21 protein-coding genes and 4 pseudogenes are annotated in these 24437 nt (G+C 69.0%); 11 read left to right on the forward strand and 14 right to left on the reverse strand.

The window, feature by feature from the left end; all coding sequences use genetic code 11:
• Positions 1-174: 174 nt before the first annotated feature.
• Positions 175-993: an enoyl-CoA hydratase/isomerase family protein gene (locus tag AB0950_RS36000; RefSeq protein ID WP_366780336.1), complete on the forward strand. Its 819-nt coding sequence runs from the start codon at positions 175-177 to the stop codon at positions 991-993.
• A 496-nt stretch (positions 994-1489) separates the two neighbouring features.
• Here the strand turns inward: AB0950_RS36000 and AB0950_RS36005 are convergent, their stop codons facing one another.
• The 3 genes from AB0950_RS36005 to AB0950_RS36015 are packed head-to-tail and all read right to left on the reverse strand — an operon-like array spanning position 1490 to position 4295.
• Positions 1490-2206 (reverse strand): NAD(P)-binding domain-containing protein, encoded by a 717-nt coding sequence (locus AB0950_RS36005; protein WP_366780337.1) that lies wholly within the window; start codon positions 2204-2206, stop codon positions 1490-1492.
• A 15-nt stretch (positions 2207-2221) separates the two neighbouring features.
• Positions 2222-3253, reverse strand: a complete 1032-nt coding sequence (locus AB0950_RS36010) for an LLM class flavin-dependent oxidoreductase (protein ID WP_360161238.1) — start codon at positions 3251-3253, stop codon at positions 2222-2224.
• The gene (locus AB0950_RS36015) at positions 3246-4295 is read right to left on the reverse strand and encodes an LLM class flavin-dependent oxidoreductase (RefSeq protein WP_360161240.1); all 1050 of its coding nucleotides are present in this window, start codon (positions 4293-4295) and stop codon (positions 3246-3248) included. Before AB0950_RS36015 ends, AB0950_RS36010 begins: the two co-directional genes overlap by 8 nt.
• A 105-nt stretch (positions 4296-4400) precedes the next feature.
• On the opposite strand from AB0950_RS36015, the gene AB0950_RS36020 reads away from it, so the two are divergent.
• The 4 genes from AB0950_RS36020 (at position 4401) to AB0950_RS36035 (ending at position 8261) form a co-directional block, all read left to right on the forward strand.
• Complete coding sequence (locus AB0950_RS36020) at positions 4401-4946, forward strand: MarR family transcriptional regulator (RefSeq protein WP_360161242.1); 546 nt, start codon at positions 4401-4403, stop codon at positions 4944-4946.
• Positions 4943-5410, forward strand: a complete 468-nt coding sequence (locus AB0950_RS36025; protein WP_366780338.1) for a hypothetical protein — start codon at positions 4943-4945, stop codon at positions 5408-5410. The genes AB0950_RS36020 and AB0950_RS36025 overlap by 4 nt, the downstream gene beginning before the upstream one ends.
• Positions 5411-6272: 862 nt before the next feature.
• Entirely contained in the window at positions 6273-6716 is a 444-nt protein-coding gene (locus AB0950_RS36030) for a VOC family protein (protein ID WP_360161304.1), read from the forward strand.
• Positions 6717-6812: 96 nt separating this feature from the next.
• The gene (locus AB0950_RS36035) at positions 6813-8261 is read left to right on the forward strand and encodes an NAD(P)/FAD-dependent oxidoreductase (protein ID WP_366780339.1); all 1449 of its coding nucleotides are present in this window, start codon (positions 6813-6815) and stop codon (positions 8259-8261) included.
• Between the two features lie 63 nt (positions 8262-8324).
• Here the strand turns inward: AB0950_RS36035 and AB0950_RS36040 are convergent.
• Positions 8325-8468 (reverse strand): annotated as a pseudogene (locus AB0950_RS36040) (6-carboxytetrahydropterin synthase); the annotation flags it as partial.
• A 390-nt stretch (positions 8469-8858) separates the two neighbouring features.
• Positions 8859-9088, reverse strand: a pseudogene (locus AB0950_RS36045) (dihydrofolate reductase family protein); the annotation flags it as partial.
• A 389-nt stretch (positions 9089-9477) separates the two neighbouring features.
• On the opposite strand from AB0950_RS36045, the gene AB0950_RS36050 reads away from it, so the two are divergent.
• Entirely contained in the window at positions 9478-9798 is a 321-nt protein-coding gene (locus AB0950_RS36050) for an IS3 family transposase (protein ID WP_366780340.1), read from the forward strand.
• On the forward strand, positions 9795-10280 hold the full coding sequence (locus AB0950_RS36055) for a DDE-type integrase/transposase/recombinase (RefSeq protein ID WP_366780342.1): 486 nt from the start codon (positions 9795-9797) through the stop codon (positions 10278-10280). The genes AB0950_RS36050 and AB0950_RS36055 overlap by 4 nt, the downstream gene beginning before the upstream one ends.
• Positions 10281-10627: 347 nt before the next feature.
• Here the strand turns inward: AB0950_RS36055 and AB0950_RS36060 are convergent, their stop codons facing one another.
• From AB0950_RS36060 to AB0950_RS36085, 6 genes and pseudogenes are all read right to left on the reverse strand, one after another.
• On the reverse strand, positions 10628-11641 hold the full coding sequence (locus tag AB0950_RS36060) for an ATP-binding protein (RefSeq protein WP_366780343.1): 1014 nt from the start codon (positions 11639-11641) through the stop codon (positions 10628-10630).
• A gap of 59 nt (positions 11642-11700) precedes the next feature.
• Complete coding sequence (locus tag AB0950_RS36065; RefSeq protein WP_366780344.1) at positions 11701-12339, reverse strand: response regulator transcription factor; 639 nt, start codon at positions 12337-12339, stop codon at positions 11701-11703.
• A gap of 208 nt (positions 12340-12547) precedes the next feature.
• Positions 12548-12817: pseudogene (locus AB0950_RS36070) on the reverse strand (sec-independent translocase); the annotation flags it as partial.
• 105 nt (positions 12818-12922) lie between these two features.
• A complete protein-coding gene (tatC, locus tag AB0950_RS36075) occupies positions 12923-13846 on the reverse strand; it encodes a twin-arginine translocase subunit TatC (RefSeq protein ID WP_366780345.1) in 924 nt (307 codons plus the stop codon).
• 88 nt (positions 13847-13934) lie between these two features.
• On the reverse strand, positions 13935-14186 hold the full coding sequence (tatA, locus tag AB0950_RS36080; RefSeq protein WP_360161254.1) for a Sec-independent protein translocase subunit TatA: 252 nt from the start codon (positions 14184-14186) through the stop codon (positions 13935-13937).
• 95 nt (positions 14187-14281) lie between these two features.
• A complete protein-coding gene (locus AB0950_RS36085) occupies positions 14282-15349 on the reverse strand; it encodes an alpha/beta hydrolase (RefSeq protein WP_366780346.1) in 1068 nt (355 codons plus the stop codon).
• Positions 15350-16920: 1571 nt separating this feature from the next.
• On the opposite strand from AB0950_RS36085, the gene AB0950_RS36090 reads away from it, so the two are divergent.
• Positions 16921-17349, forward strand: a complete 429-nt coding sequence (locus AB0950_RS36090) for a hypothetical protein (protein WP_366780347.1) — start codon at positions 16921-16923, stop codon at positions 17347-17349.
• Positions 17350-17957: 608 nt separating this feature from the next.
• Here AB0950_RS36090 and AB0950_RS36095 read toward each other — a convergent pair.
• Positions 17958-18656 carry a TetR/AcrR family transcriptional regulator gene (locus AB0950_RS36095; RefSeq protein ID WP_360161260.1) on the reverse strand — a complete coding sequence of 233 codons (699 nt, stop codon included), beginning with the start codon at positions 18654-18656 and terminating at the stop codon, positions 17958-17960.
• Positions 18657-19050: 394 nt separating this feature from the next.
• Between AB0950_RS36095 and AB0950_RS36100 the strand changes: the two are divergent.
• Positions 19051-19784: pseudogene (locus AB0950_RS36100) on the forward strand (helix-turn-helix transcriptional regulator); the annotation flags it as partial.
• Between the two features lie 351 nt (positions 19785-20135).
• On the opposite strand, the gene AB0950_RS36105 reads toward AB0950_RS36100, so the two are convergent.
• Positions 20136-20831 (reverse strand): type 1 glutamine amidotransferase domain-containing protein, encoded by a 696-nt coding sequence (locus AB0950_RS36105; RefSeq protein ID WP_360161262.1) that lies wholly within the window; start codon positions 20829-20831, stop codon positions 20136-20138.
• 381 nt (positions 20832-21212) lie between these two features.
• Between AB0950_RS36105 and AB0950_RS36110 the strand changes: the two genes are divergently transcribed.
• A complete protein-coding gene (locus tag AB0950_RS36110) occupies positions 21213-21704 on the forward strand; it encodes an LLM class flavin-dependent oxidoreductase (RefSeq protein ID WP_360161264.1) in 492 nt (163 codons plus the stop codon).
• An 853-nt stretch (positions 21705-22557) separates the two neighbouring features.
• Here the strand turns inward: AB0950_RS36110 and AB0950_RS36115 are convergent.
• On the reverse strand, positions 22558-23772 hold the full coding sequence (locus AB0950_RS36115) for a transposase (RefSeq protein ID WP_366780348.1): 1215 nt from the start codon (positions 23770-23772) through the stop codon (positions 22558-22560).
• Between the two features lie 51 nt (positions 23773-23823).
• Here AB0950_RS36115 and tnpA point away from each other — a divergent pair, with 51 nt between their 5' ends.
• A complete protein-coding gene (gene tnpA / locus AB0950_RS36120; RefSeq protein ID WP_366780349.1) occupies positions 23824-24252 on the forward strand; it encodes an IS200/IS605 family transposase in 429 nt (142 codons plus the stop codon).
• The last annotated feature ends 185 nt before the right edge of the window (positions 24253-24437 follow it).

The following is a 24437-nucleotide window of genomic DNA, read 5'->3' on the forward strand; positions in this document are numbered from 1 at the left end:
GCCGTTCGAGATGTCCTCGGTCACGCCCCTTCTGGGACCGTGTTTCCAACTCAGATGCTAGGTTTGAATTCAGGTTTTAGGTAGGCGCCCTCGGAAGTCACCGCCACCCCCCGCACCTCCGAAGCGGCTCTGTCACCCCCTACCCACCCGCCCACTCCCAAAGAGGATGCGCTCATGAGCAGCAGCGAGCAGTTCACCGTGCAGGAAGTCACCCCGTCCTACTGGAAGGTGACGTTCTCCAACGGCGACATCAACCTGATCGACCCGGACACCATCGAGCAGCTCGCGGAGCTGATCACCCGCATCGAGCAGGCTGCCGATCTCACGGCCGTGGTCTTCCGCAGCGCCAACCCGGACTTCTTCATGGCGCACTGGGACATGCTGGCCGACCGCTCCCGGGTGGCCGCCATGAGGCCGGCCGCGTCCGGCCTGCACCCGTTCGCCGACAACCTCTACCGGCTCGGCAGGGTCCCCGCCGTCACCATCAGCGAGATCAACGGCCGCGCCCGGGGCGCCGGCAGCGAGTTCGTGCTGGCGACCGACATCCGCTTCGCCGGACCGGGCGCCATCCTCGGACAGTTCGAGGTCGGGGTCGGATCGGTCCCCGGCGGCAACCCCACCGGGCGACTGCCGCGTCTGCTGGGCCGCGGGCGCGCGCTGGAGATCCTGCTGGGCGCCGACGACTTCCCCGCCGAACTCGCAGCGGCCTACGGATACGTAAACCGTGTCGTGCCGGACGACGAACTGGAGCAGTTCGTCGACTCCTTCGCCCGGCGCATCGCCGGCTTCGACAAGGTGGCCGTGCGCGAGACCAAGGCGCTCGTCGACGCGGTCACCCAGCCCCCCGTGGAGGAGTTCGGCACGGCGCTGGCGACCTTCTTCCGCACCTCCGGCCGACCGGAGAACGTCGACCGGGTCAAGCGGCTGTTCGCAGCCGGCCTGCAGAGGCCGGACGGCGTCGAGCGCGACCTCGGTCGCCGCGTGGCCGAGTGAACGACGCATCCGGCACACCCCCGATGACCTAACCGCGCGTCAAGACAGGCGCGGACCTGTCTTGACGTGGCGGTGCTTTCGCGGACTTCCCGGTCTTCTGGGCCTCCGCAATCTCCTGGGCCTTCCTGGTCCCGGCCGCCCCGTAGGCGCCGGCTGATCTGGGCCGGCTGCGGCCCGACTGCCTGCGGGCCGCAGCAGCCCCCATGACGCCCGTGCTCCGGGGCACTCCTCGGCGAAGGGCGTCGTGCATGCACTCACTCGTCGGCGACCTGCTCGCCCAGTCGGTATTCGAGTCCGTCGCGCTGCTGCATGCCGCGTCGGCCGCCGCGATGATCTCCAGCTTGTCCCCTACCCACCAGCAGCGGCAGCCGCTCCGTGGCCACGCCCCCTGGCGTGACACCCGCACCGCCTTCCGTCTGCCCCAGCCGGCCGGATCGCCGACAGGTGTGTGCACGGGTCCATCAGGCTTGGAGCCCGTCAGATCGCTCAGGCCGCGTCAGGCTGCTTCGGCGGAGGAGGCCGACGCAGCGGTGCGAGCGCTGCTCACCGCTCGGCCGTACTCGGTCTCCGGGAAGCGGTCGAGCATGGCGCGCAGTTCGCCTGCGCCGACATTGGCGCCGAAGGGTTCGGTGCCCGGTTGCAGCCGCACTCCTTCAGCGAGCGGTCCGGCGAGGACGGGGGCGAACCCGAAGGCGTTCACGAGGTGTGCGGCCGTGGCCGTGTCGTCGGGATGGTCACCGGCGACGGCGATGGCCTTGCGGTCGGCGGTCCCGGAGGGCCGTGCCCCGTCTTCGAGGTCGTGGTAGCCCATGTGGTTGAACGCCTTGACGACGCGGGAGTCCGGCAGGAACGCCTGGACCATTTCGCTGGTGGAGCTGCGCGGGTCGGTGAAGTCGTCGCGTACGCCGTCGACCTCCCACCAGTAGTTCATGGCGTCGATGACGAGTTTGCCCCGCAGCGCCTCCACCGGGATGCTGCGGTACTTGCCCAGCGGCAGGGCCAGGATCACCACATCCGCCTGGGCCGCGGCCTCGGCCGCGTTGACCGCGACCGCGCCGGAGGCGAGGACCTCGACCGTGAGCGCGATCCTGCCGGGTTCGCCCGATCCCGCGATCAGCACCCGATGGCCCGCCGCCAAGGCGAGCCGCGCCAGTACGGTTCCGACTTTTCCGGCACCCAGGATGCCGATGGTGCGCACGTCTGTGATATCCATTCCGTTTCCTTGGGGTCAGCCGGCCAGGATGTCGCGGACCAGGGGAATCACCTTTGTGCCGTACAGCTCGACCGCGCGAAGGCGGGCGCTGACGGGCAGCGCTCCCGCGGTGTAGAGGAGGTCGAACCGGCCGAGGCCCAACCTGCGGACGACACCCGCGATCTTGCGGGCGACGGTCTCGGGTGCCCCGATGTAGAGCGATCCGTGCTCGATCTCGGCCTCGAACTCCGCACGACGCAGCGGCGGCCAGCCGCGCAGCGCGCCGATGCGGTCGCGGATCTCCTTGTACGGCTGCCAGTACACCTCCCGGGCCTCCTCGTCGGTGTCGGCGACGAAGCCGGGTGAGTGCATGCCCACCGGGTGGGCGGTAGTGCCGAACTGGGCCGTTGCGCGCTGGTAGAGGTCGACGTAGGGGGCGAAGCGCTCTGGGGAGCCGCCGATGACGGCGAGCATCAGCGACAGGTCATGGTGCGCGGTGCGGATGACCGACTGGGGTGAGCCGCCGACACCGACCCAAGTGGTCAGGTGCCCCGACTCGGTCGTCGGGAACACCTCGGCGTTCTCCAACGGGGCCCGCACGGTGCCCTTCCAGGTGACGGGCTCCTCCTTGAGCAGGCGCACGAACAGGTCGAGCTTCTCGTCGAACAACATCTCGTAGTCGCTCAGGTCGTACCCGAACAGAGGGAACGACTCGGTGGAGGAGCCGCGGCCGAGGATGACCTCCGCCCGGCCGCCGGAGAGGGCGTCGACAGTAGCGAAGCGCTGGAACACCCGGACGGGATCGTCGGAGCTGAGCACGGTCACGCCGGAGGACAGGCGGATGCGCCGGGTGCGCGTGGCGATGCCGGCGAGCACCGTCTCCGGGGTCGACACCGCCCACTCGGGGCGGTGGTGTTCGCCGACGGCGAGGACGTCGACGCCGAGGTCGTCGGCGAGGACGGCTTCATCGAGAACCTGCCGAATGGCCCTGGCGTGGGTGACCAGGGCACCGTAGTCGTCCACGGGCACGTCGCCGAACGTGTCGAGGCCGAGAACGAGGTCAGACATGGGCGTGCTCCTTCGTGAGCAGTTCGCGCACGCGTGGGGCGACTTCGCGGCCCAGGAGTTCGATGGTGCGGGCGCGGGCCTGGCGAGGCAGGTGCAGGATGTCGTACTTGAGGTCGAAGCGGCTCAGCCGCAGGTCACGGGCTGTCTTGGCGATCTTGCGGGCCACGGTTTCCGTGGAGCCGACGTAGAGGGCGCCGTCGGCGATCTCCGCCTCGTAGCGTTCGCGGGACGGTGCGTAGAACCCTCGTTCCTGGGCCAGTTGGGTCACGACCGGCTCCCAGTACCGCCACCAGGTCTCGGTCGCCTCCTCGTCGGTGTCGGCTACGAGGCCCAGGGAGTGCTGGCCGACAGGTTGCGGGTCGTGTCCTGACTGCTGAAGGGCCCGGTGGTAGAGGTCGACGTGGCCGGCGAAGCGCTGCGGGCGTCCGCCGATGACGGCCAGCATCAGGGGCAGGCCGTAACGGGCGGCCCGGACCACGGAGTGGGGGCTGCCGCCCACACCGATCCAGGTGGGGATCCCGCCGGACCGCATCCGGGGACGCAACCGCTGCTCGACGAGCGGGGCCCGGTAGGCTCCGGACCACGTCACCGTCTCCTCCCGCTGCAGACGCAGGAAGAGTTCGAGCTTCTCCTCGAAGAGCTGCTCGTAGTCCGCGAGGTCGTAGCCGAACAGCGGGAACGACTCCGTGGCGGACGCACGCCCCAGCACGAGCTGGGCCCGTCCGTTCGACACGGCGTCCAGGGTCGAGAACTCCTGGTAGAGCCGCACGGGGTCGTTGGTGCTCAGGACGGTCACCGAGGTGCCGAGACGGATCCGCTCCGTGGCCGATGCGAGGGCGGCGAGCAGTACCGGAGTGGCACTGTCGACGTGTCCCGCACGGTAGTGCTCACCGGCGCTGAAGACGTCGATCCCCGAGGCCTCGGCGAGCCTGGCCTCCTCGACCAGCAGCCGGAGGGTCTCGGCGTCGTCGAGGACGCGGCCGTCGTCGGTCGCGACCTCTCCGAAGGAGTTGAGCCCGAGTTCGAAGCTGGTCGCCGTCATGGTGTCCTTCCCCTGCCGGCCCCGGACGGCTGACCGTCCGCGTTTTTCATTGACGCGTCAAGTATTACGGGACATGATTGACGTGTCAATTGGAGGGATTCAGTGATGGGTCGGCGACGCAGGGCATACCCCACGACCGAGGAGCTGCAGATCTGGCGGGACTTCATCGAGACCGCGCAGGCGCTCCGCGCCGAACTCACGGCGCGTCTGCAGAGCGACTCCTCGCTGTCCTCGGGAGACTACTCGGTGCTGCTCGCACTGAGCGAGGCGGACCGCTCGCGGTTGCGGCCCTCCGTGCTGGCACAGATCCTCGGCTGGGAGCGCAGCCGCCTGTCGCACCAGCTAGGCCGCATGGAGCGCCGTGGCCTGGTGCGGCGCGAGGAGTGCGCCACCGACAGCCGCGGCGCCGAGGTGGCACTCACCGACGAGGGGGCCCAGGCGTTCCGGGCGGCGACTCTTCCCCACCTGCAAGCGATCAGGGAGTTGTTCCTCGATCCGCTCACCGAGGAGCAGATCGCCGCCGTCGGCGAAGCCGCGGCGACCCTTCGCGCCTGGACGGAGGCACACCGGGGCCACCGAGGTGCAAGCGATGCCGCCAGAAGCGGCGATCGCGCACCTTCAGCCGGCGGCCGGATCACCGCGACCGGATGAGCCCCGACAGCAAGACTTCCGGCTGTTACCTCGCTGGTCCTCGGCTCGTTCCGCACGGACTGGGCCTGCCGTTGGTCCGCGTTCCGCGCACCGTGCCGGACTACGACGACGTGTTCGGTCCGATCCGGGCCACCCGGCAGGCGAAGGACGGCAAGCAGGTCGGTGACTCCGCGCGTGCTGCCAGGGCCGTGCTCCAGGTCCTCGACAGTGACAAGCCGCCCGTCCATCTCGTGCTCGGCTGCGACGCTCTGCGCCTGGCTGAGCAGGGGCAACGACAGCTCGCCGACGATCTGACCGCCTGGTCCGAGTTGTCGTCCTCCACCGACTTCCGCACCGAGGACTGGCCGTGCCCCGGCCCGCAAGGACACCCACAGCAACAGCAACAGCAACAGCAAGAGGAGTTCGATGGACACAGCCGTCTCCCCCACATCCCTGACCCCCGTCGTCTTCTAGTCAACGTATAGGAGACGCCGGCGACAGTTTCCGTCCAGGCCCGTAGCGACCTGGGGCTGGGTCGGACTCCGGGCCGCGAACAGCGGACTCCCCGCGCCCTGCGCCACGACCCGCGGTCCGGCGACACCTTCCCGGAAGACGTCCTGCAGCTGCGGCACGAGTTCCGGTCCTCCGCACAGCTGGACAAGCCGTACGTCATCGTCTGCGTGACCGTCGTCGCTGCACCCCCTGAAGGACCGTGGTGGCCAAGCAGAGCGCACCCGCGGCCGACGAAGGAAGCACGTGTCGCCGTCCCCACTGTGTCCCGGAAGGCCTGTGTGCCGGCGGGCCTCGGCACCCGTATCTCCCATGGCGTCCAGTCGGCGGAGATGTTCACCCGAGCTCTGGAGCAGGCCGGGGCCGATCGACCGGCGGCGTGACGACACACCTCCGACGAAGCCGCATGGCGCGGCGTACGGCCTACGGCACACCGCGACGGACGAGAACCCGGTCGACCCGGTCGGTCTCCTCAGCCGCCGTCTCCTCGGGTGACGCTCGCCGTCGGCGCCGTGCGCGCGTTCACGCCCGTGCGTGCGCACGGCCGACGCCTGCGCGGCCGCGTCGAGATCCCACGGCCCTCTGCGCACACCGCCCGGCACCCATCAGCCACCGGGGCGGCACGGGACGCCCGGCAGCAGAGGTCCGGGACTTCCCCTGCGAGCAGATGACGGCCGGGCCGCAGTCGGGATGCGGGCCACACACCTACCGGAACCGATGTGACGAACGTACGTCACCTGCTTGACGGGTGACACATGGGGCTGCCAGAATCTCATCACCCGCTTAACAGGTGACGCACCCGGTGCGACGCCTCCGGCCATGAAAGTGAAATCGCAGATGGACCTGAAGCTCGAAGTTGTGGTGCTGCCCGTCTCCGACGTCGACCGCGCCAAGGCCTTCTACGAGGCACTGGGCTTCCGCCTGGACGTGGACTACGTCGCCGACGACAGCTACCGGGTGGTGCACCTGACGCCTCCCGGCTCCCAGTGCTCGATCCTCTTCGGCACCGGCGTCACCACCGCCGCGCCCGGCTCGGTGCAGGGCCTGCACCTCATCGTCTCGGACATCGAGGCGGCCCACGCCGACCTCGCCGCCCGCGGCGTCGAGATCGGCGAGATCTTCCACGACGCCGGCGGCGTCTTCCACCGTGGCACAGAGGAAGGCCGTGTCAGCGGCCCGCACCCGCAGCGCGCCAGCTACGGCTCCTTCGCTGCGTTCAGCGACCCGGACCGCAACGGCTGGGTCCTCCAGGAGATCACCACACGACTCCCCGGCCGCTGACGCCGAGCCAGCCCGGCAGGAACCGCCGAGGGCGCGCAGACCGCGGCAACACCGCTCCCGCGGGGGCGGCGCATCCGACGTACGACAGGAGCAGTGATGGACGACACTTCCCGCACCTACGACGTGGTCGTCGTCGGCGCCGGCCCGGTCGGCGAGAACGTGGCGGAACGCACCCGCGCCGCCGGGCTCAGCACCGTGATCGTGGAGCGTGAACTGCTCGGTGGGGAGTGCTCCTTCTGGGCCTGCGAACCCAGCAAGGCACTGCTGCGGCCGGTGGTGGCCCGCGCAGACGCACGCCGCGTCCCCGGGCTGAACCGCGCGGTGGACGGACCGCTGGACGTGACGGCGGTCCTCGCCCACCGCGACAGGATGTCCGCCCACTGGACGGACGACGACCAGGTCGACTGGCTCGACTCCGTCTCCGTCGACCTCGTGCGCGGTCACGGCCGCCTCACCGGCCCCCGGCAGGTGTCGGTCAGTACCCCTGACGGCGGCACGATCCGGCTGACGGCGCGGTACGCCGTGGCACTGTGCACCGGCAGCCGCACGGCCCTGCCCAACGTCCCCGGACTCGCCGCCGTGCGCCCCTGGACGAACCGCGAAGCCACCAGCGCCGACCGGGTACCGGAGCGTCTCGCCGTGGTTGGCGGCGGTGTGGTGGCCGTCGAGCTGGCCACCGCCTGGCAAGCGCTCGGCGCGCAGGTGACCCTGCTGGTCCGCGGAGACGGGCTGCTGGCGAGGATGGAACCTTTCGCCGGCGAGCTGGTCGCGGACGAGCTGCGCGCATCCGGCGTCGACATCCGGCTGAAGACGTCGGTCACATCGGTGACGCGCGAAGGCGGCGAGGACCGCGGGATACGGATCGCCCTCGCCGACGGCGGAGAACTGGCCGCTGACGAGATCCTGTTGGCCACCGGCCGGACCCCGCGAACCACCGACCTCGGTCTCGAGACCGTCGGTCTCACTCCCGGCGACTGGCTCACCGTCGACGACACCTGCCGGGTCACCGCCGTCACCGACGGCTGGCTCTACGCCGTCGGTGACGTCAACCACCGCGCGTTGCTGACCCACCAGGGCAAATACCAGGCCCGGATCGCGGGTGCCGCGATCGGCGCCCGCGCCAAGGAAGAGCCCGTCGACGAGGCTCGGTGGGGAGCACACGCCGCGACCGCCGACCACACAGCCGTGCCCCAGGTCGTCTTCACCACCCCCGAGGTCGCCTCCGTCGGCCTGACCACACAGGAGGCGAGACGGGCCGGACGCCGGGTCGAGGTGGTGGACTACGACCTCGCACACCTCGCGGGGGCGCACCAGTACGGCCAGGGCTACCGCGGCCGGGCCCGCATGCTCGTCGACACCGACCGCGAGACCCTGGTCGGAGTCACCTTCGCCGGCCCCGGCGTCGCAGAACTGCTCCACTCGGCCACGGTCGCCGTCGCCGGCGAGGTACCGATCGAACGGCTCTGGCACGCCGTGCCCGCCTTCCCCACACTCAGCGAAGTCTGGCTGCGGCTCCTGGAGACCTACCGGGACCGGGCCCGGTAACGAGGCACCAGAACGCCCGGGCGGAACGGCGGGTGGTTCCCAGCGCAGGGCCTGGTCCATCCGTCACAGCGCACGCTCGCAACTCACCCAGGCGACGTGCGACTCGTGCAGGGTGACGGTGAGGCCGACGAGGCCCTGGGCGATCTGCCCGAAAGCGCCCTTGTGGACTCGGTCGGCGAGCCGGTCGGCGATGCCCTTGGCCAGGAACCGAACAACGGACGACCCTCCAGGTGCGGCACACACAACTTCCCGGCCGACGTTGCCGGGGACACACGACACACGGATCGGCAGCCCTGCGGTTCAGCCCTCTCGCATCTTGAGCAGGGCTGCCGTGCCGGCAGGCCGGACGGCGCGCGGCGACACATGTCGTGAGCCACCACGTGTACGCGCGTCTCTTCAGCTGGGTCCCTCGGCGGCGCAGCGGACGAACACGACCTGATCGATGGCCCGCGCCTCCAGGACCTTTCATGCGGGCGGTGGGCCTGCCCAGGTAGTCTGCGGCGCCCAGGAAGCGCCGCCTGCGTCTGGCCGACCAGCAGCGCACATCGTCCACGGGGTAGGCCGCCATCGACTGCGTGTGGCCGGTGCCGCCGCGGCCTTCAGCGGGTACTGATGCGGCCGTCGGCCACACGCCGGGCGCGCCGTTCAGCGCTGTTCACCGGCAGACGCGGGTTGTCTCGACGCAGGGTGTTCGCACCGATCAGGACCGCGTCGGAACCGACCCTGACCGGGTCCACGCGGTCGAAGTCGGCGGCGTTGGACAGGTGCAACCGCTCCGGGCCGGTGTCGTCGAGGTGACCGTCGACCGAAATCGCGGCGGACAGCAGTGAAACGTTCCGGGTTTGATAGGGACTCGATCATTTGAGAGGATCGAGTCATGGCACGTCCTTCCCCCTACCCCGTTGAGCTGCGTAAACGAGCGATCCGCATGGTCGCCGAGGTACGTCCGGAGCACGACACAGAGTGGCCGCGATGAAGGCGGTCGCGGCGAACCTGGGCATCGGGACGACCGAGACGCTGCGCAAGTGGGTCCGTCAGGACCAGATCGACAACGGGGCCCGGCCTGGGACGACGACGGAGGAATCCGCGCAGATCAAGGCGATGAAGAAGGAGATCGCCGAGCTGAGGCGGGCGAACGAGATCCTGAAGGCCGCGGCAAGTTTCTTCGCGTCAATGACAGAGCCTGAGACACGGGCTCGACCGGCCACACGCGCTCGTGAGCTTCATCGACGAGCACCGGGACCGCTTCGGCGGTGTCGAGCCGATCTGCCGCGTGCTGACCGAGCACGAGTGCAAGATCGCCCCGTCCACCTACTACGCGTTCAAGAAGCGCCAGGCCGCCCCGTCGGCCCGGCAGCTGCGGGACGCCGAACTCAAGGAGCTGATCCGCAAGGTCTACGACACCAGCTTCCGTGTCTACGGGGCCCGGAAGGTCTGGCGAGAGCTGAACCGGCAGGGGCACGCGGTGGCCCGGTGCACCGTTGAGCGGCTAATGGCGAGCTGGGGATCGCCGGCGCGGTCCGCGGCAAGCGCGTGATCACCACGATCTCGGACGCGAACGCGGAGCAAGCCACGGACCTGGTGGACCGCGACTTTGTCGCAAGGGCACCGAACCGCTGCTGGGTAGCCGACTTCACCCACGTGAAGACCTCCTCCGAGGTCGTCTACATCGCGTTCGTCGTGGACACCTTCTCCTGCCGGATCGTCGGCTGGTCCGCCGCCGTCGCCAAGGAGACCCGGCTCGTACTGGACGCACTGGACATGGCCCTGTGGCAGCGCGACCGGGACGGAATCCCGCACAGGCACGGCGAGTTGATACACCACTCGGATGCCGGGTCTCAGGGCGGATTCAACTGGTCGTCGCAACACCTCGTAGGCATGGAGGTGTTGGATGGTGCGTCGTCAGCAGGCAGCGGACCGGGCGCTGCGTCCGAAGCTGAGGTCTCCGGGGCATCCGAAGTATCAGCGTCATGTCGAGGCGGCGTTCTGGGCAGAGATCGCCAAGGGCCTTCTCGCTGAGCCGGCCACCGCAGAGTGGTCGACTGGTACTGCCACCGCCGACTCCACGGTGAGATCGGGCACGTCCTGCCCGTCGAATACGAGGCCACGTACTACCGAGAAGCCATGAAACCCCAGGCCACAGTAACGACCTAGAGTCTCGATCCAACCCGGAACGGTTCACCAATAAGCCCCCCTCCCAGCGTCAAGAACGGCTCCTCGCGCGCAGGCCTGCCACCCCGCCGTACCACACCTGTCCGCGGCACCGCACCACGACGTGTCCTGACGTCTCACGCTGCTGTTCGACCCCACCGACAGTCGGCCACCTCAAGCCCCGCACATGCGCGCGCCATCCCAGGTCGCCGCGGCTACTCCGACCGCACCACGCCGGAGCTCCTGGCCGAGCCCGACCGGACCCCGTGCCCACGGCGGGGGATTCGGAGGGTGATGCAGGTGCCCTCGCCGAGGACCGAGCGGACGCGAAGATGCCCCTCCACCAGTTGGGCGCGCTCGCGCATGGCCGGCAGCCCGGTGCCCGTGGAGACCATCGTGCGGAGCTCGGGGTCGTCGACCGACGTGGAAGGCAGCCGCGCAAACCCTCGGCCGTCGTCGCTGACCCTCACGCTGATCGCATCGTCGTCACTGTCGAGTTCCACGAGGACCAGGGAGGCCTGCGCGTGCTTGACCGCATTGCTCACAGCTTCCTGCACGATGCGGTAGATGTGCGCCTGCGCCTCCGACGACAGTTTGTCGTCGCACCCCTCCCATCCGGCTGCGACGCGCAGCTCGGCGTCCACCCCGAAGGTCGCCTTGGTGCGCTGGCACAGCGTCTCAAGAGCGGGGGCGAGTCCGAGCTGGTCGAGGGCGAAGGGGCGCAGCTCCACGATCAGGTGCCGCAGTGACGTGATCTGGTTCGTGATGAGGCTCCGCGCCTGATTGATGGCTTCCTGCATCGCGGCAGGTTCGCCGGTGGCGGCCGCGGTGGACAGGATGACCTGAACGGCGCCCAGTTCCTGCAGGGTCTCATCGTGCAGCTCACGGGCCCAGCGGCGACGTTCCCGTTCTTCGCCGTCACTGCGGGCCTGGGCTCTCCCCAGCTCGAGCCCGCGGCGCCGCTGGAAGGCACTGCGGCCCAGTATGGCGGCGCAGGCGATCAGCAGGATGGGCACGATGTCCAGGCCGTTGAACAGCGGCTCTTTCGTCATGCGGACCAGTTGCGACACGGCGAGTATGAGCGAGAGCCCGCTCAGACCCGCCAGCCACGCCCGTCGGACGGCGGTACTCAGTGCGGCCGCGACCAGGAAGATGACCGCAGAGCCGAGGGAGAGTCTCATCTCCCAGCGGGGCTGCTGCTGGACGACCTCGATCGCGAAGGCGACCACCAGCAGCCCGGCGCCGGCGGCCTCCATGACTGGGCCGGCCTGGAGTCGTCGTACGCCTTTCATCCCAGCAGCCCGCGCTCTCGCGCCGCGGCGATCAGTTGCGCCCGAGTCTCGGTTCCAAGCTTGTCCCGGATCCTGGCGCGGTGGGTCTCCACCGTGCGCACGGACACGTGCAGACGCCGCGCGATCTCCAGGTTGGTGTGACCTGCGGCGAGCAGCGAGAGAATCTCAAGCTCGCGCGCTGTCAACAGGGCGTCCGCGCCGGTACTCGGGGTGACGAGGTCTGCGGCGGCCAGCCGGGCACCCATGGCGGGCTGCAGATACGTGCCTCCCTTCGCGACCTGGTGGGCCGCGCCGACCAGTTCTTCCGCCGCCGCTTCCTTGAGCAGATACCCGGCTGCCCCGCTCCGCAGTGCCGCCCGGGCGAACGCAGGATCCTCCTGCATCGTGAGGATCAGGATCCGGGTGCCGGGTGACACCGTGATGAGGTCGGGAATCGACGGCAGGCTGGACTGGCCAGCCATGGTCAGGTCCAGGACAAGCACCGCCGGCTGGTGCTTCTTCACGGCCTGGAGCGTATCCGGGACCGTCGAGGTTTCGGCGACGATCTCAAAGGACGTGTCTTGGGACAACAGCACGCGCATGCCGGTACGGACCACGGGATGGTCGTCCGCGATCACCACGCTCAGGCGTGACACAAGGTCCCCCCTTCGGCGGGGTCTGCGTTCATGAAAGCCACGGTACGACGCGAACCCCGCCAGTCCGACAGTCGGGGGACCCGAGGGGATCTCGGTTTCGGTCTCCTGTCGGGTTCCAAGGGGACTTGTCTTACATCCAGCGGTGATCCTTTGCCCGTGCCCAGGGCGTTGGCGTCGACGTCTCCACTGTGACGTCATCGCGAAGTTGCTTGACTTCTGTCACGCCGAGCTCATCGCTGTGCCTGGCCAGTTGCGCACGGACGAAGGCCTTCGGGTTCAGGTCTTGAAACTCGATGTCCCGGAACTCGGGGCCCAGCTCCTTACGGATTTCGTGCTTGGCGCTGTCGGACATCTCCCGCACCTTGCGTATGAATGCCCCGACCTCGCTTATCATCTTCGGCAGCTTGTCTGGACCGAAAATCATCAATCCGAGAACTATGAGAGAAACAATCTCGAGCGGGCCGATGTCGAATATCACCCTACTACTCCTCGAGAAATCGCCGGTCCAGGATGCGTGGAAGCTCGCGCAGAGCACGCAGCCGTGCCGTGGAAGGTGGGGATTGCGTGTCTCTGAGCTGGCGGGTCATGTGGGGTCATCCGGGTGGGCAGCTGTGGGTTGTGCGGATACGAGACGGGAGATGTTCACCGGTTCGGGAAGGTCCAGGGCGGAGGGGGTGAGGTCGGGTGCGGATGCCTGGTGGTCGTCGAGTTGGCCGTCGGGGCTCCCGGCGAGGCGGCGCTCCCCGGCGCGGTCGTGCAGCGTGGCGACGACGAGGGCGAGGAAGTAGAGCACGCAGATGGGCACAGCCAGGACGGTCATCGTGAGCGGATCGCCGGTGGGTGTGGCCACCGCGGCGAAGACGAAGATCAGGAAGACTGTCTGACGCCACCAGCTGCGCAGTCGGTCGGCACTGACGATGCCGAGGTAGTTCAGCAGCACCATCAGTAGGGGCATTTCGAAGGAGAGACCGAAGACCAGCACCATGCGGAGGAAGAATCCGAGGAACTCGTCTCCCGGCAGCGACAGGGAGAAGGACGAGGGGTTGAAGCTCGTCAGGACCTGCAGTGCCTTGGGAAAGACCTCGTAGGCGAGGTAGCTACCGCCGAAGAAGAGGGGTACGGCGGCGAACGCGAAGCCAAGGGCGTACTTCTTCTCCCTCTTGTACAGCCCTGGGGCGATGAAGGCCCACAGTTGGTAGCTCCACACGGGGCTGGCCAGGATCACGCCGGCGGTGAGCGCGACCTTGAAACTGAGTGACAGCGGGGAGAGGATTCCGGTGTTGACCAGCAGGCCGTTGTGACACTGCCTGGTCGGCTGACCGATTCCGTGGACATGGGTGATGGTGCAGGCCGGCCCGGTGAGTTGGTGGAGCAGCCAGCCGCGCAGCAACCAGCCGACGACGGTGGTGATCGCCAAGGCGAGCATCGAGGCCACGAGACGGTGGCGCAGTTCACGAAGGTGTTCGGTGAGCGGCATGACCCCCTTGCCGACTCTCGTGGGCTGCACGGACGGAGATGATCCAGCCTGCTGAGTTTCGTTCACCATGGGGCTTCAGCCTCTGTGCGGTCGGCTCTGGGGCGGGCGGGTGGTGCGCTCAGGATCGAATGAGCGACGTCGGCTCGGACACGCCGTGGTCGGCGTCGGCCTCGGTGGGACCGGCCGCGACGCTCCTCGGAACGCCGGCGGCCGACGCGGCCCCGTCTGTCTTCATAGCGCTGACTTCGGACTTGAAGATGCGAAGGGACTTGCCCAGCCCTCGCGCGGCGTCGGGGAGCCGCTTGGCTCCGAAGAGCAGCAGCACCACGGCCGCGATGATGATGACTTCCAGAGTGCGGTTCTCAAGCATTGATTCTCTCCGATGTGGTGAGTCCGGGTGCGGTTCGGGCGCCGCCCGGCGGAGCGCATCACACGGTCCGCCGGGCATACGCGAGCCGACGCCGGTCAGAAGTGGTCGACGTCGATGACAGCCTGGGCGAAGTGGTGGGGTGCTTCCTGCGGCACGTTGTGGCCGACCTCGAAGGTGCGGTGGGCGTATGTGCCGGTGAACTTGCTGCGGTAGGCCGCGCCGTTGCCGGGAGGCGTGAAGGGGTCGTACTTGCCGTCGATGGTGATGGTGGGCACCGTGATGGCGGGCCTTGCGGCGAGCCGCTTTTCGATGCCGTCGTACTGCGGCTCGCCGGGAGCCAGACTCAGCCGCCAGCGGTAGTTGTGGAGCACGATGTCGACGTAGTCCGGATTCTCGAACGCGGTCGCGGTGCGCTCGAACGTGGCGTCGTCGAAGTCCCACGTCGGGGAAACATTCGTCCAGATGAGCCTGGCGAAGTCGTTCCGGTTCTCCTCGAGTCCGAGCCGGCCCCGTTCGGTGGCGAAGTAGTACTGGTACCACCATGCCCACTCGGCCTTCGGCGGCAACGGCAGCTTGTTGGCCGGCAGGTTGGTGATCAGATAGCCGGAGACGGAGACCAGGGCCTTGCAGCGCTCCGGCCAGAGCGCCGCGATGATGTCGGCCGTCCGCGACCCCCAGTCGAAGCCGCCGAGTACCGCCTTCTCGATCTTGAGGGCATCCATCAGGGCGATGATGTCGAGGGCGACCGCGGCCTGCTGGGCGTTGCGGAACGTTGCGCTGGACAGGAAGCGCGTCGTGCCGTGGCCCCGTAGGTAGGGGACGATGACTCGATAGCCCTCGGCCGCCAGCAAGGGCGCCACCTCAACATAGCTGTGGATGTCGTAGGGCCAGCCGTGCAGGAGGATCACGGCAGGTCCGTCGGCGGGGCCGGCCTCGGCGTAGCCGATGTTGAGCACGCCGGCGTCGATCTGCTTCAGCGGGCCGAAGGACGTGTTCCTCTTCCCGGTCTTCAGCCGCGAATGCGGCAGACCCGCTGCCGCCGTCCTTGCGAGGCGGTCGTTCGTGGCCGCCGCGGCCGATACCGTCGAGATCGCCGGCAGCGAAGCGGCTGCCGCACCCGTGGTGAGGAGCTTGGAAAACGTTCGCCTGTTGATGGCAATCACCTCTCTGTGGAAAATTCAGTACGCCCGGTGCTCGCTTGCCAACCGAGCGAAAGCTCCAGCGCATCGGCGGCGGCCGTGTTCGGCCGACGTGACTGCCGGGGCTCCGTCATCCATCCTGAACCTCGGCGATTACCGGGGAATCGGTGTTGTCCCGCAGGCCTGGTGCGGGTTTCCCGCAGCCGCGCGACGCGTGTCCGGGCCTGGCGGCAGAGAACCCTCTGCGGCGATCGGCCGCCTCGCCTTTCGAGTGTGTGAGTGCTTCTGTTCCCACACGGCCGATGACCACGGTGAACCGGACGACGGTAAGCCGACAGCGCGACGGGGGGGGCTGCTTCAGACGCTGGACGCGGGGGCGCCGGTCTTGTCGCGGCACCCATTCCTGCGGCGTGGCTGGGAGAACATGCCCGGTGCAGTCTCTCAATACGAACCCGCCGAACGCATCGCACTGCTGCCCGCCCCTGGCAGATTTCGCTGCCGCGGTGTTGCAGGCTCCGTGCACCACAAGGACGCATCGCCGGCTGGCGATCGACGGGCTTGTCGACCGCCCCACGACCCACACCGTCGCCGCGGAGGTGGGCGCCCTCGGGCAGACCCGGGTGGCCCACGACGTGCGGTGCAACGACGGCTGGCAAGTCCCGGATGCACGACAGCCGGTCACCTACGAGCACGGCGGCCCGGTACGGCTCTGCGCCGCCATGCCGTACGGATCGCTCTGCGCCGCCCGCACTCGACGACGCCCCCACACCGTCGCCGCCGGTTCTGGCTCGCCGCAGCAGGCGGTACGACGCTGTCGGTCCAGGCGAGCTCCGCGCGAGGCGTCCCTGCCACCGGGTCGGCCGGCCCTGGACAGGGCCGGAGGCGAAGCCGACGTCCGTGAACACCTGGGTCAGCCGCACCGCCTCCGGGCGTCTGCCACAGCCGCAGCAGATGCCCTTATCGGGCCAGTTCGCTCCCGAAGGCCGCCTCCGCCGAGGTGGCCTCGACCAGCGGTCGGATCCGGCGTCATGACGGACATTCAGAGAAAACGCCACCAGGAACTCCTGGAAGGCGCCCGAGGCAACGGCGGCAGCCGGCCCGGGGTCGTTCGGGTGCGGCGTCAGCGGAGCGACCTCGTCACTGGGCCATACGCGCAGCGGCATGGCAGCGGAAGGGAGGTCCTCCAGCCGCGCGGCGCCCGGCACGGCCCTGGGGTGTGCCACTCCCCCGGTTCCAGAGTCCCAGCCAGGAGCCGACCGCCACAGCCGGGCCGCCGCACGGGGCCCCCGTCACTCGCCTGGCGCTCGCACGCATCCGCTCGAAACCGGTGACACCCCCTCCGGCGGGTGCGCCGCGCCGCGTTTTCGCCCAGCGCGCGACTCCCCGCCGTGCACGGTCGGCAGGCCGCCGCCACGCGGGTTTGTGAGTCCGGCAAAGGACGCACGGCCTGCTGTGATGAGGTTCACCGGAAACATGAGGGCCCCCTCGACTACGCTGGCAAAGTCGAACATGAGGGCCTCCTCCGGTTACTCCCGCCGTTCGACGACCAACTGCTGCGAGCGCCTGTCGCTACGCGGCGCGTACGAGACTTGGAGATGACGATGAAGAGGTTGCACACGCGTGTCCGGGTCGCCGTCAGCGCTGCCGCGCTTGTCGGCGGGGTGCTGCTCGGCAGCGCCGGTCCGGCGATCGCACAGCCCACCGCCCAGAACCGGGTTGCCGACGCCATACCCCAGAGCGCCCGTGCCTCCGCCTCATCGACGGGATCGCATCCGCGCGGCCACGAGGTGGAATGCGACGGCAGGGACGGGGTCCGACTGTACGACCGGGTCGAAGGCGGGTCGATCGACGTGACGCCGGCAAGCGAGGCCGCCGCTGCCGACCACTGGTATGTGGACCAGCTCCGTGAAGCCGCCGCTGCACGTCGTTGGTACCTGGACCAGACCCGTGAAGCCGCCGCAGCGAGCCGTTGGTACGTGGACCAGCTCGTGGCGGCCCAGCCGTCGGCGCACCGTGGTGTGTGAGCCTGCTGAGAACCGTGCGCGAGTCGCCTGTGCGGCTTGCCGTGTCACATGACGTGTCGGCCTTACCGGGCATGGGGCTGCGCCAGGAGCCCGGTGATCCTTGTACCGTCCGCGCCGTCTTCCCCTCCGTCGGCGAGAGACGGGCGGTGGAGGAGATCTTCGGCTTGGGAACATATCGCCCCGCCCCCTGACCGGCCACATCGGGCACGGGATGTCCGACCGCGGCCGACGAGCGGAGCGGAGGACCGACTCCTGCCGGCCGCGTTATCCGCGCGGGCGGGGTTCGGCTCAGCTCGAGACCAACGCCTGGACTACTCGATGGTGCCGCAGGGTCCGAGCTCTGCAGACGGACCGGCACGCGAGGCCGGCCTTGCTCGTGGCCGGCAGCCGGGACCGGTATCTGCTAAGCCCGCGACGCCTCTGGCATCACCATCAGGCTGGAGGCGTAGGGCAAGCCGGAGGCGTCGAGCTCACCCGGTGTCCGTCGTACGCGAGCGCCCAGCCCGCACCCTGGCCGACGCGCACCGGGACGATGGCCGACGCGCACCGGGACGACAGCGCAGGGAGGCCGTCGAGCTGCGCGGCCTCGGCCACCGCTGATGCCGCGGTCACGCCTCCTCGCCACACTCGGGACATTCCTCGTGGCATCCGAGCGAGATCAGGGTCTGTTCGACCTGCTGCGGCGTCAACGGCGGCTCGGGCAGTTCGTGGGCGCACTCCGCGCGGAAGGCGTCCAGCATCAGGTGCAGATGGCGGCGCCAGGCGTTGGGGGCCACAGCGCGGGTCGCCTGGATGATGCCCGCTTGGGACCAGATCACGAAAGCGAGGTCCTCCGGTGTGACGTCCTTGCGAACGACGCCCCGCTGCTGTGCGGTGCGGAAGATCTGGTCGGACAGGTCCCTGGCCTGCTCCTGGACCTGGCTGGTGAGCACGTGAGTGGGCAGCCGGGCGGAGATCAGGTCGTTGAAGGCGCGGTCACAGGCTTGGAGTTCGCACAGTTTCTCCAGGTAGAAGCGGAACGCCTGCCAGGCGTCATCCATGGCGGCGGCCTGTTGCGCAGCGTCGAGCAGCTCCAGGAACTTCGCGGCGAAGAGTTCTTCGACCAGCGACAGCCGAGTGGGGAAATGACGGTAAAGAGTTCCGATCGCCACACCAGCCTCGCGGGCGACACCTTCCAGGGATGCGCCCAGCCCCTGGGCCGCGAAAGCCTTACGCGCGGCGGCCAGGATCGCATCCCGGTTGCGCTGCGCGTCACGCCGCAACGGTTTGACCGGGGCCTCGGGGGATGAGACGGAACGGTCACTCATGCGGTCCAGCCTAACATGAGGCACCCCTCGAAATAGGGGCGTGGCCGAGCGCCCCGACGTGGACCGCGGCCGGAGTGGCACCGCCATGGCGAGGCAGTACCGTGGAAGAGCGTTTTCGGCACGCCGCCCACGCTGCCCGGGCGCGGAAACCGACAGAGCCTTCCGTCCTCCCGTGGCAAGGCTTCCACACGACGCCGATGCGCTGCTGCAACCTCCATCGGCTTCTCCGGACGCACTTTCGCACCGCTCGTCGCCACGAACAAGGGGCTCGTGGCCCCCGGTGGCGTGCACGACTGCCCATGGGCAGGAGGTCTCCACCGTGGACATGAAGCTGGAAGTCGTGGTGATCCCGGTCGCCGACGTCGACCGGTCGAAGGATTTTACGCGGCGCTCCCGTCTGGAGCGCGGAAAGGAAACCCGTCCCAGCCCGGCCGTCGTCGACTCCCTCGCCCGGGCCCTGCGCCTGCAGGGGGACGAGCATGAACACCTGCGCCGACTTGCCGCCCGCGCTGCCCGTACCGCCCCCGAGCCGCCGACCGCGCCCGGCCGCGCCGTCCGGCCAGGGGTGAGGCTGCTGTTGGAGAACCTGCGTCCCAGCCCCGCCTACGTCCTCAGCCGCACTCTGGACGTACTCGCGGCCAACCCCGGCGGCCTGTACCTGTACGCGGGCCTCGACAGCTGGCCGGTCAGGCAGCGCAATCTCGCCCGCTACTACTTCCTCCACCCCGCCACCCGCGACCTGTTCCCCGAGTGGGAGACGCGGATCCGCGGCTGCGTCGCCCGTCTGCGGGCCCTGGCCGGCACCGACCCCGACGCCCCCGACCTCGCCCAGCTCGTCGGCGAACTCCTGCTGAAAAGCGAGGACTTCGCCCGTCTGTGGGAGCGTTACGACGTCCGTACCCACCGCCCGGGCACCAAGCATTTCCACCACCCGCAGGTCGGAGACCTCACCCTCGGCTACCAGTCCATGCAACTCGAAGGCACACCTGCCCACCGCCTCGTCGTCTACTACGCTGACACCGCAAGCCCGACCACGACGCCATGGTCCTCCTCGACATGCTGGGCACCCCCCCCACGCACCCGACACCACTGACCAGGCTGAGGCGCCGGCTGACGACCAGGACCTGAATCGGGACGTCGCCGAGTAGGTCCCGCCGTCCCTCGACGCCCCGCTGCTCGCCTCAGGTCTGCGTCTCGCGCGAAGGCGAGCCGCGCGCGGCTGGGGCCGACCACGGTCCGGTGGAGCCGACCGCGGTGCACACGGACCGGCCCGCCGGCCCAGCTATACGTGCGACCCGGACCCGCGGCCGACCGCTCCCCGTCCCGACAGCGCGTACATCACACGGCGGCTGGTCGGGGAAGGCGAACACAGCCGGCCGAGGCTGAACGGCGTACCGGCGAGGTCCGCCCGCCCGCACGCCGTGGCCCGCGCGCGGCCGACCGCGGACGTGGGCGCGGTTCGCAGACATCCCTGGTCGGTCACTCCAGAAGCTCGAGCAGCCGGTCCGCGAGGATCGCGGCCGAGTGGGGGTTCTGCCCGGTGATGAGGTTGCGGTCCTCCACCATGTACGGCTGCCAGATGGGGCCGCGGCTGAAGTCGACACCGATCTTGTCCTTCAGCTCCGTCTCCAGCAACCAGGGTGCCCTGGAGGCCAGTCCCACGGCCTCTTCCTCCTCGTCAGTGAAGCACGTGACCCGGTAGCCCTTGAAGGTGGACTCACCGTGGATCCTGGTGGCCAGCATCGCGGACGGGGCATGGCACACGATGGCGAGGGGCTTGCCCGAGGCCAGCTGGGCCGTCAGCAGACGGCCGACGTCGGCGTCGAACGCCAAGTCGGACATCGGACCGTGCCCACCGGGGAGGTACACCGCGTTGTAGTCCTCGAGGCGGACATCCGACAGCTTGAGCGGCCGCCGCATCACCTCGGCGGAACGAATGATCTCTTCCAGCTCGAGGACGCCTTTCTCACCACCCGCCATCGAGGGCCGAAGACTCATCATGTCGACGTTCGGGATCGCACCACCGGGCGTCGCGACCACGACGTCATGCCCCGCCTCCGTGATCTTCTTGTACGGCATGGCGAACTCTTCGGCCCAGTAACCCGTCGCATACCTGGTGCCGTCCTTGAGCACCCAGTACGTCGCCCCGCTCACTATGAAAAGGACTGTCGCCATGACACCTGACCTCCTACCCCGTGAACTGCCCGGACATGGTGGAGGGTGGTTGGGACGGCTCGGACACACATTTGGCCGGGCATGCGCGAGCTTCTCCCCCATTGGACGCCCGGCACCACAGCCAGGCAAGTCGGCACCGGCACGCTGGGACCGTGATGCGGCTCCCCTGCTCAGTTCCGCGTGCATGTACGGCAGTTGTAGCGAGATCTGGTAGGAGAGCAGCACGTTGTGACATCCGCGCGGAAGGCTCCACCCTGGACGCCGTGTCGAACGGCCGGGCCCAGGTCGTACTGGGGCGCGCCTCCTCGACGGAGTCCTTCTCGCTGTTCGGTTACGACCTCTCCCGACTACGAGCGGCTCTTCGAGGAGAAGCTCGACCTCTTGCTGCGTCTGCAGCGCGACGAGGAGGTGACGTGGTCCGGCACGGTCCGGACACCGCTCAGCGATCAGAAGCTACGGCCCAGGATGCGGGACGGTGGCATCCCCACGTGGATCGGCGTGGGGGGCAGCCCGGACTCCGTCATCCAAGCCGCCCGTCACGGCCTGCCCTTGATGCTGGCCGTCATCGGCGGACGTCCCCAGCGCTTCGCCGGCCACGTCCATCTCTACCACCGGGCGCTCGAGCAGTTCGGCCACCAGCCACAACCGGTCGGCCAGCACTCCCTGGGCCTCATCGCCGACACCGATGAGGAGGCGGCCGAGACCTGGTGGCAGTACTGGGAACCGGTGATGAACCAGCTGGCCGAGGAACGTGGCTTCCACAAACCCACCCCCAACCGCTACGCGGAGGAGATCGATAGCGGGGCGCTCTACGTCGGATCCCGCAAACCGTGGCAAACAAGATCGCCAGGGCAGCTCGTGAGCTGCGTTTGAGCCGCTTCGACCTCAAGTACGACATCATGCACCTGCCTCGCCCGGCCCGCGCCCGCGCCCGCGCCCGCACGATCGAGTTGCTCGGCCGCGAAGTCGCCCCCGCGTGCGGGAACTACTCGAGAGGGAACCGCCGGTACCTGAACTCGGGCTCGGTCTCGACACCCTCGGTGGCGCCCCCGAGTCTCCGGGTGGGCACGGCGTCATCCGGGGCGATGACGCTCCCCGAGTGCGACACGTCCGGTGCTCGCCGGAGTCGCCGTCCGCACCCGGCGGTCCGGCCGCCCTCCGGCACCACCGTGCCGGGCTCCGACGGTCCCGTCCGGGTGTTCCAGCGCTTCGCCACGGTCGACGGCCTCGCGAACGACCGGGCCGAGGTCATCCTCGTCCGTGGCTCCTTCACCGGAGTCGTCGCCCCTGGATCGGTTGCGACCTGGCCGGCTGCGGCACCTAGACAGCCGGGCCCAGGTCGGCGGATCACCGCACGCGGTCGTACGCACCGCCGGCCACGAGGTTCCGCCGGTGCTCGTCGTCGGCGACTCCCTGGAGCGCCGCGCTCCGCATCGACCTCCCTCACCGCGCCTGAGCGCGGTTCGGCACCACCGCCCATCCGCTCGGGAGAGCACTCCCCCAGCCGGTAACCGCCCGTCTGCGCACGGATCGCCGCGTCCGACCGGGCCGCGGTCTCGGCCGCACAGACCACGATCCCGCCGGGCACGAGGAGCGACCCGGAACGGAGCCCGGCCCGCCGGGCGGCACATCGCAGGTCGATCGCGCTCGCCGGTGACCACCTCGCCGCCCGTGCCACAGCCGCACCCTCGTGACTCCTCCCCCGGCTGAAGCCGGGGGCTTCTCGCTATGCCGGGTTGGCGTCGCGACGGACCAGCCCGGCCCGTAGAACGTTGAAGGCGCCCACTGTGTCCGCGTGGGCGCTGTGGCCGCAGGACCGACAGTGGAACTTCTCCTGGGTGGGCCGGTTGCCTGCTGAGACGTGCCCGCATTCGGGGCAGGTCCGGGAGGTGTTGCGGGGGTCCACGGCGATCACTTCCCGTCCGGCGCTTTCAGCCTTGGCGTGCAGGATCGTCAGGAACACCCCCCATCCGGCATCCGATATCGAGTGGTTGAGCCCGGCCTTCGCCGCCGCCCCGTTGGGAAGGAAGCTGCTGGGCTGTTCGGGGTCGGGCTTGGGCGCGGGGGACTTGATCATGTTGCGGATCTTGAGGTCCTCGTGCGCGATGAAGTCATGTCGGCGCACGAGGTCAAGAGCGGTCTTGTGCGCGTGGTCGAGGCGCTGACGGCGGACCCTGCGGTGCAGGTCGGCAACGCGCTGGACGGCCCGCTGGTGGTTGGCGGTGCGCTTGTCGCGGCGGACACGCGGGAAGCGGGCGAGGGCCCGCTGTGCTGCTTCGAGCTTCGCGGCGGCCTTGCGGCCGTGACGCGGGTTGGAAACGAACTCGCCGCCTGAGTCGGCCAGGAAGTTGGCTATGCCCATGTCGATACCGAGCACGCTGCCGGTCGCTGGAAGCGGCTCGGGCTGGGTCTGTTCAGCGGTCAGGATGACGTACCAGCGCTTTCCCTCGCGCTTGACGGACACGGTCTTGACCTTGCCGACCACTGGCCGGTGCTGGTTGACCTTGACGTGCCCGACGCCTTGGAGGCGAACCCGGGTGACGGGGTCGTGCGGGGTGGAGTTCCAGCGGCAGCCGTCGCCGTCCTTGGGGAAGTCCACCGTGTCGAACCACATCGCGCCCCGGAACCTGGGGTATCCGGGTTTCTCCCCGGCCTTCACGCGCCGGAAGAAGGCTTGGAACGCCTTGTCCAGGCGGCGCAAGGTGGACTGCTGCGAGGAGAACGACCAGCGGCCCTGACGCTCGGGGTCGAAGGCGCGGATCTCCTTGAGTTGTGCGGACTGCTGCCCGTATTTGATGCTGGTCTTCGAGGTGTGCCGGTAGGCGTCGCGGCGTTCCTGCAACGCGCCGTTGTAGAGCGAGCAGTGATCGCGCAGCATCTCAGCGAGCGCGGCGGCCTGGCCCACGGTGGGCCGCATGAGGAACTTGTACGCACGGATCATCCGGCCCACCCCCTTCCTGGTCAGCTCGCAAGATCATACTACCCTTGGTGTATGTCACCGCGCTGGGTACCAGACCCGGATATCCGCACCGGCCGCCACGTCGCCTACCACCTACACGCTCACTTGGTGTTCGTCACCAAGTACCGCAAGGACGTCTTCGATGACGCCATGCTGAAGCGGTGCGAGGAAATCATGCGAGAGGTGTGCGGCAGCTTCGAGACGGATCTGAAGGAGTTCAACGGCGAACGCGATCACGTACACCTGCTCGTGCACTACCCGCCGAAGATCGCCCTGTCCAAGCTGATCAACAGCCTCAAGGGCGTCAGCTCCCGCTATCTGCGCGCCGAGTACACCAGCCGCATCAACCGCATCGGGCTGGGCTCCGTGTTCTGGTCTCGCTCCTACTTCGCCGGCTCGTGCGGCGGCGCGCCGCTCAGCATCGTCCGTCAGTACATCGAGGGCCAAAAGCGGCCCACCTGAGCGTCACCGACGAAGCGCAGCGAATTCCGGCGCTGCGCGCCTCCGGCCCAAGCATGCGTTTCCCTCCCCGGCTGAAGCCGGGGATACCCACGCAAGATCAGGGATGGCCGCCTTCGGCTTCGGCCTCGCGGTCGCCGACCCGCTCGCCGGGGCGGATAAGGGAGTGAACCGGCCGCGGCCGTGCA

This window comes from Streptomyces sp. NPDC007189 (genome assembly GCF_040703635.1).
Classification (GTDB): Bacteria; Actinomycetota; Actinomycetes; order Streptomycetales; family Streptomycetaceae; genus Streptomyces.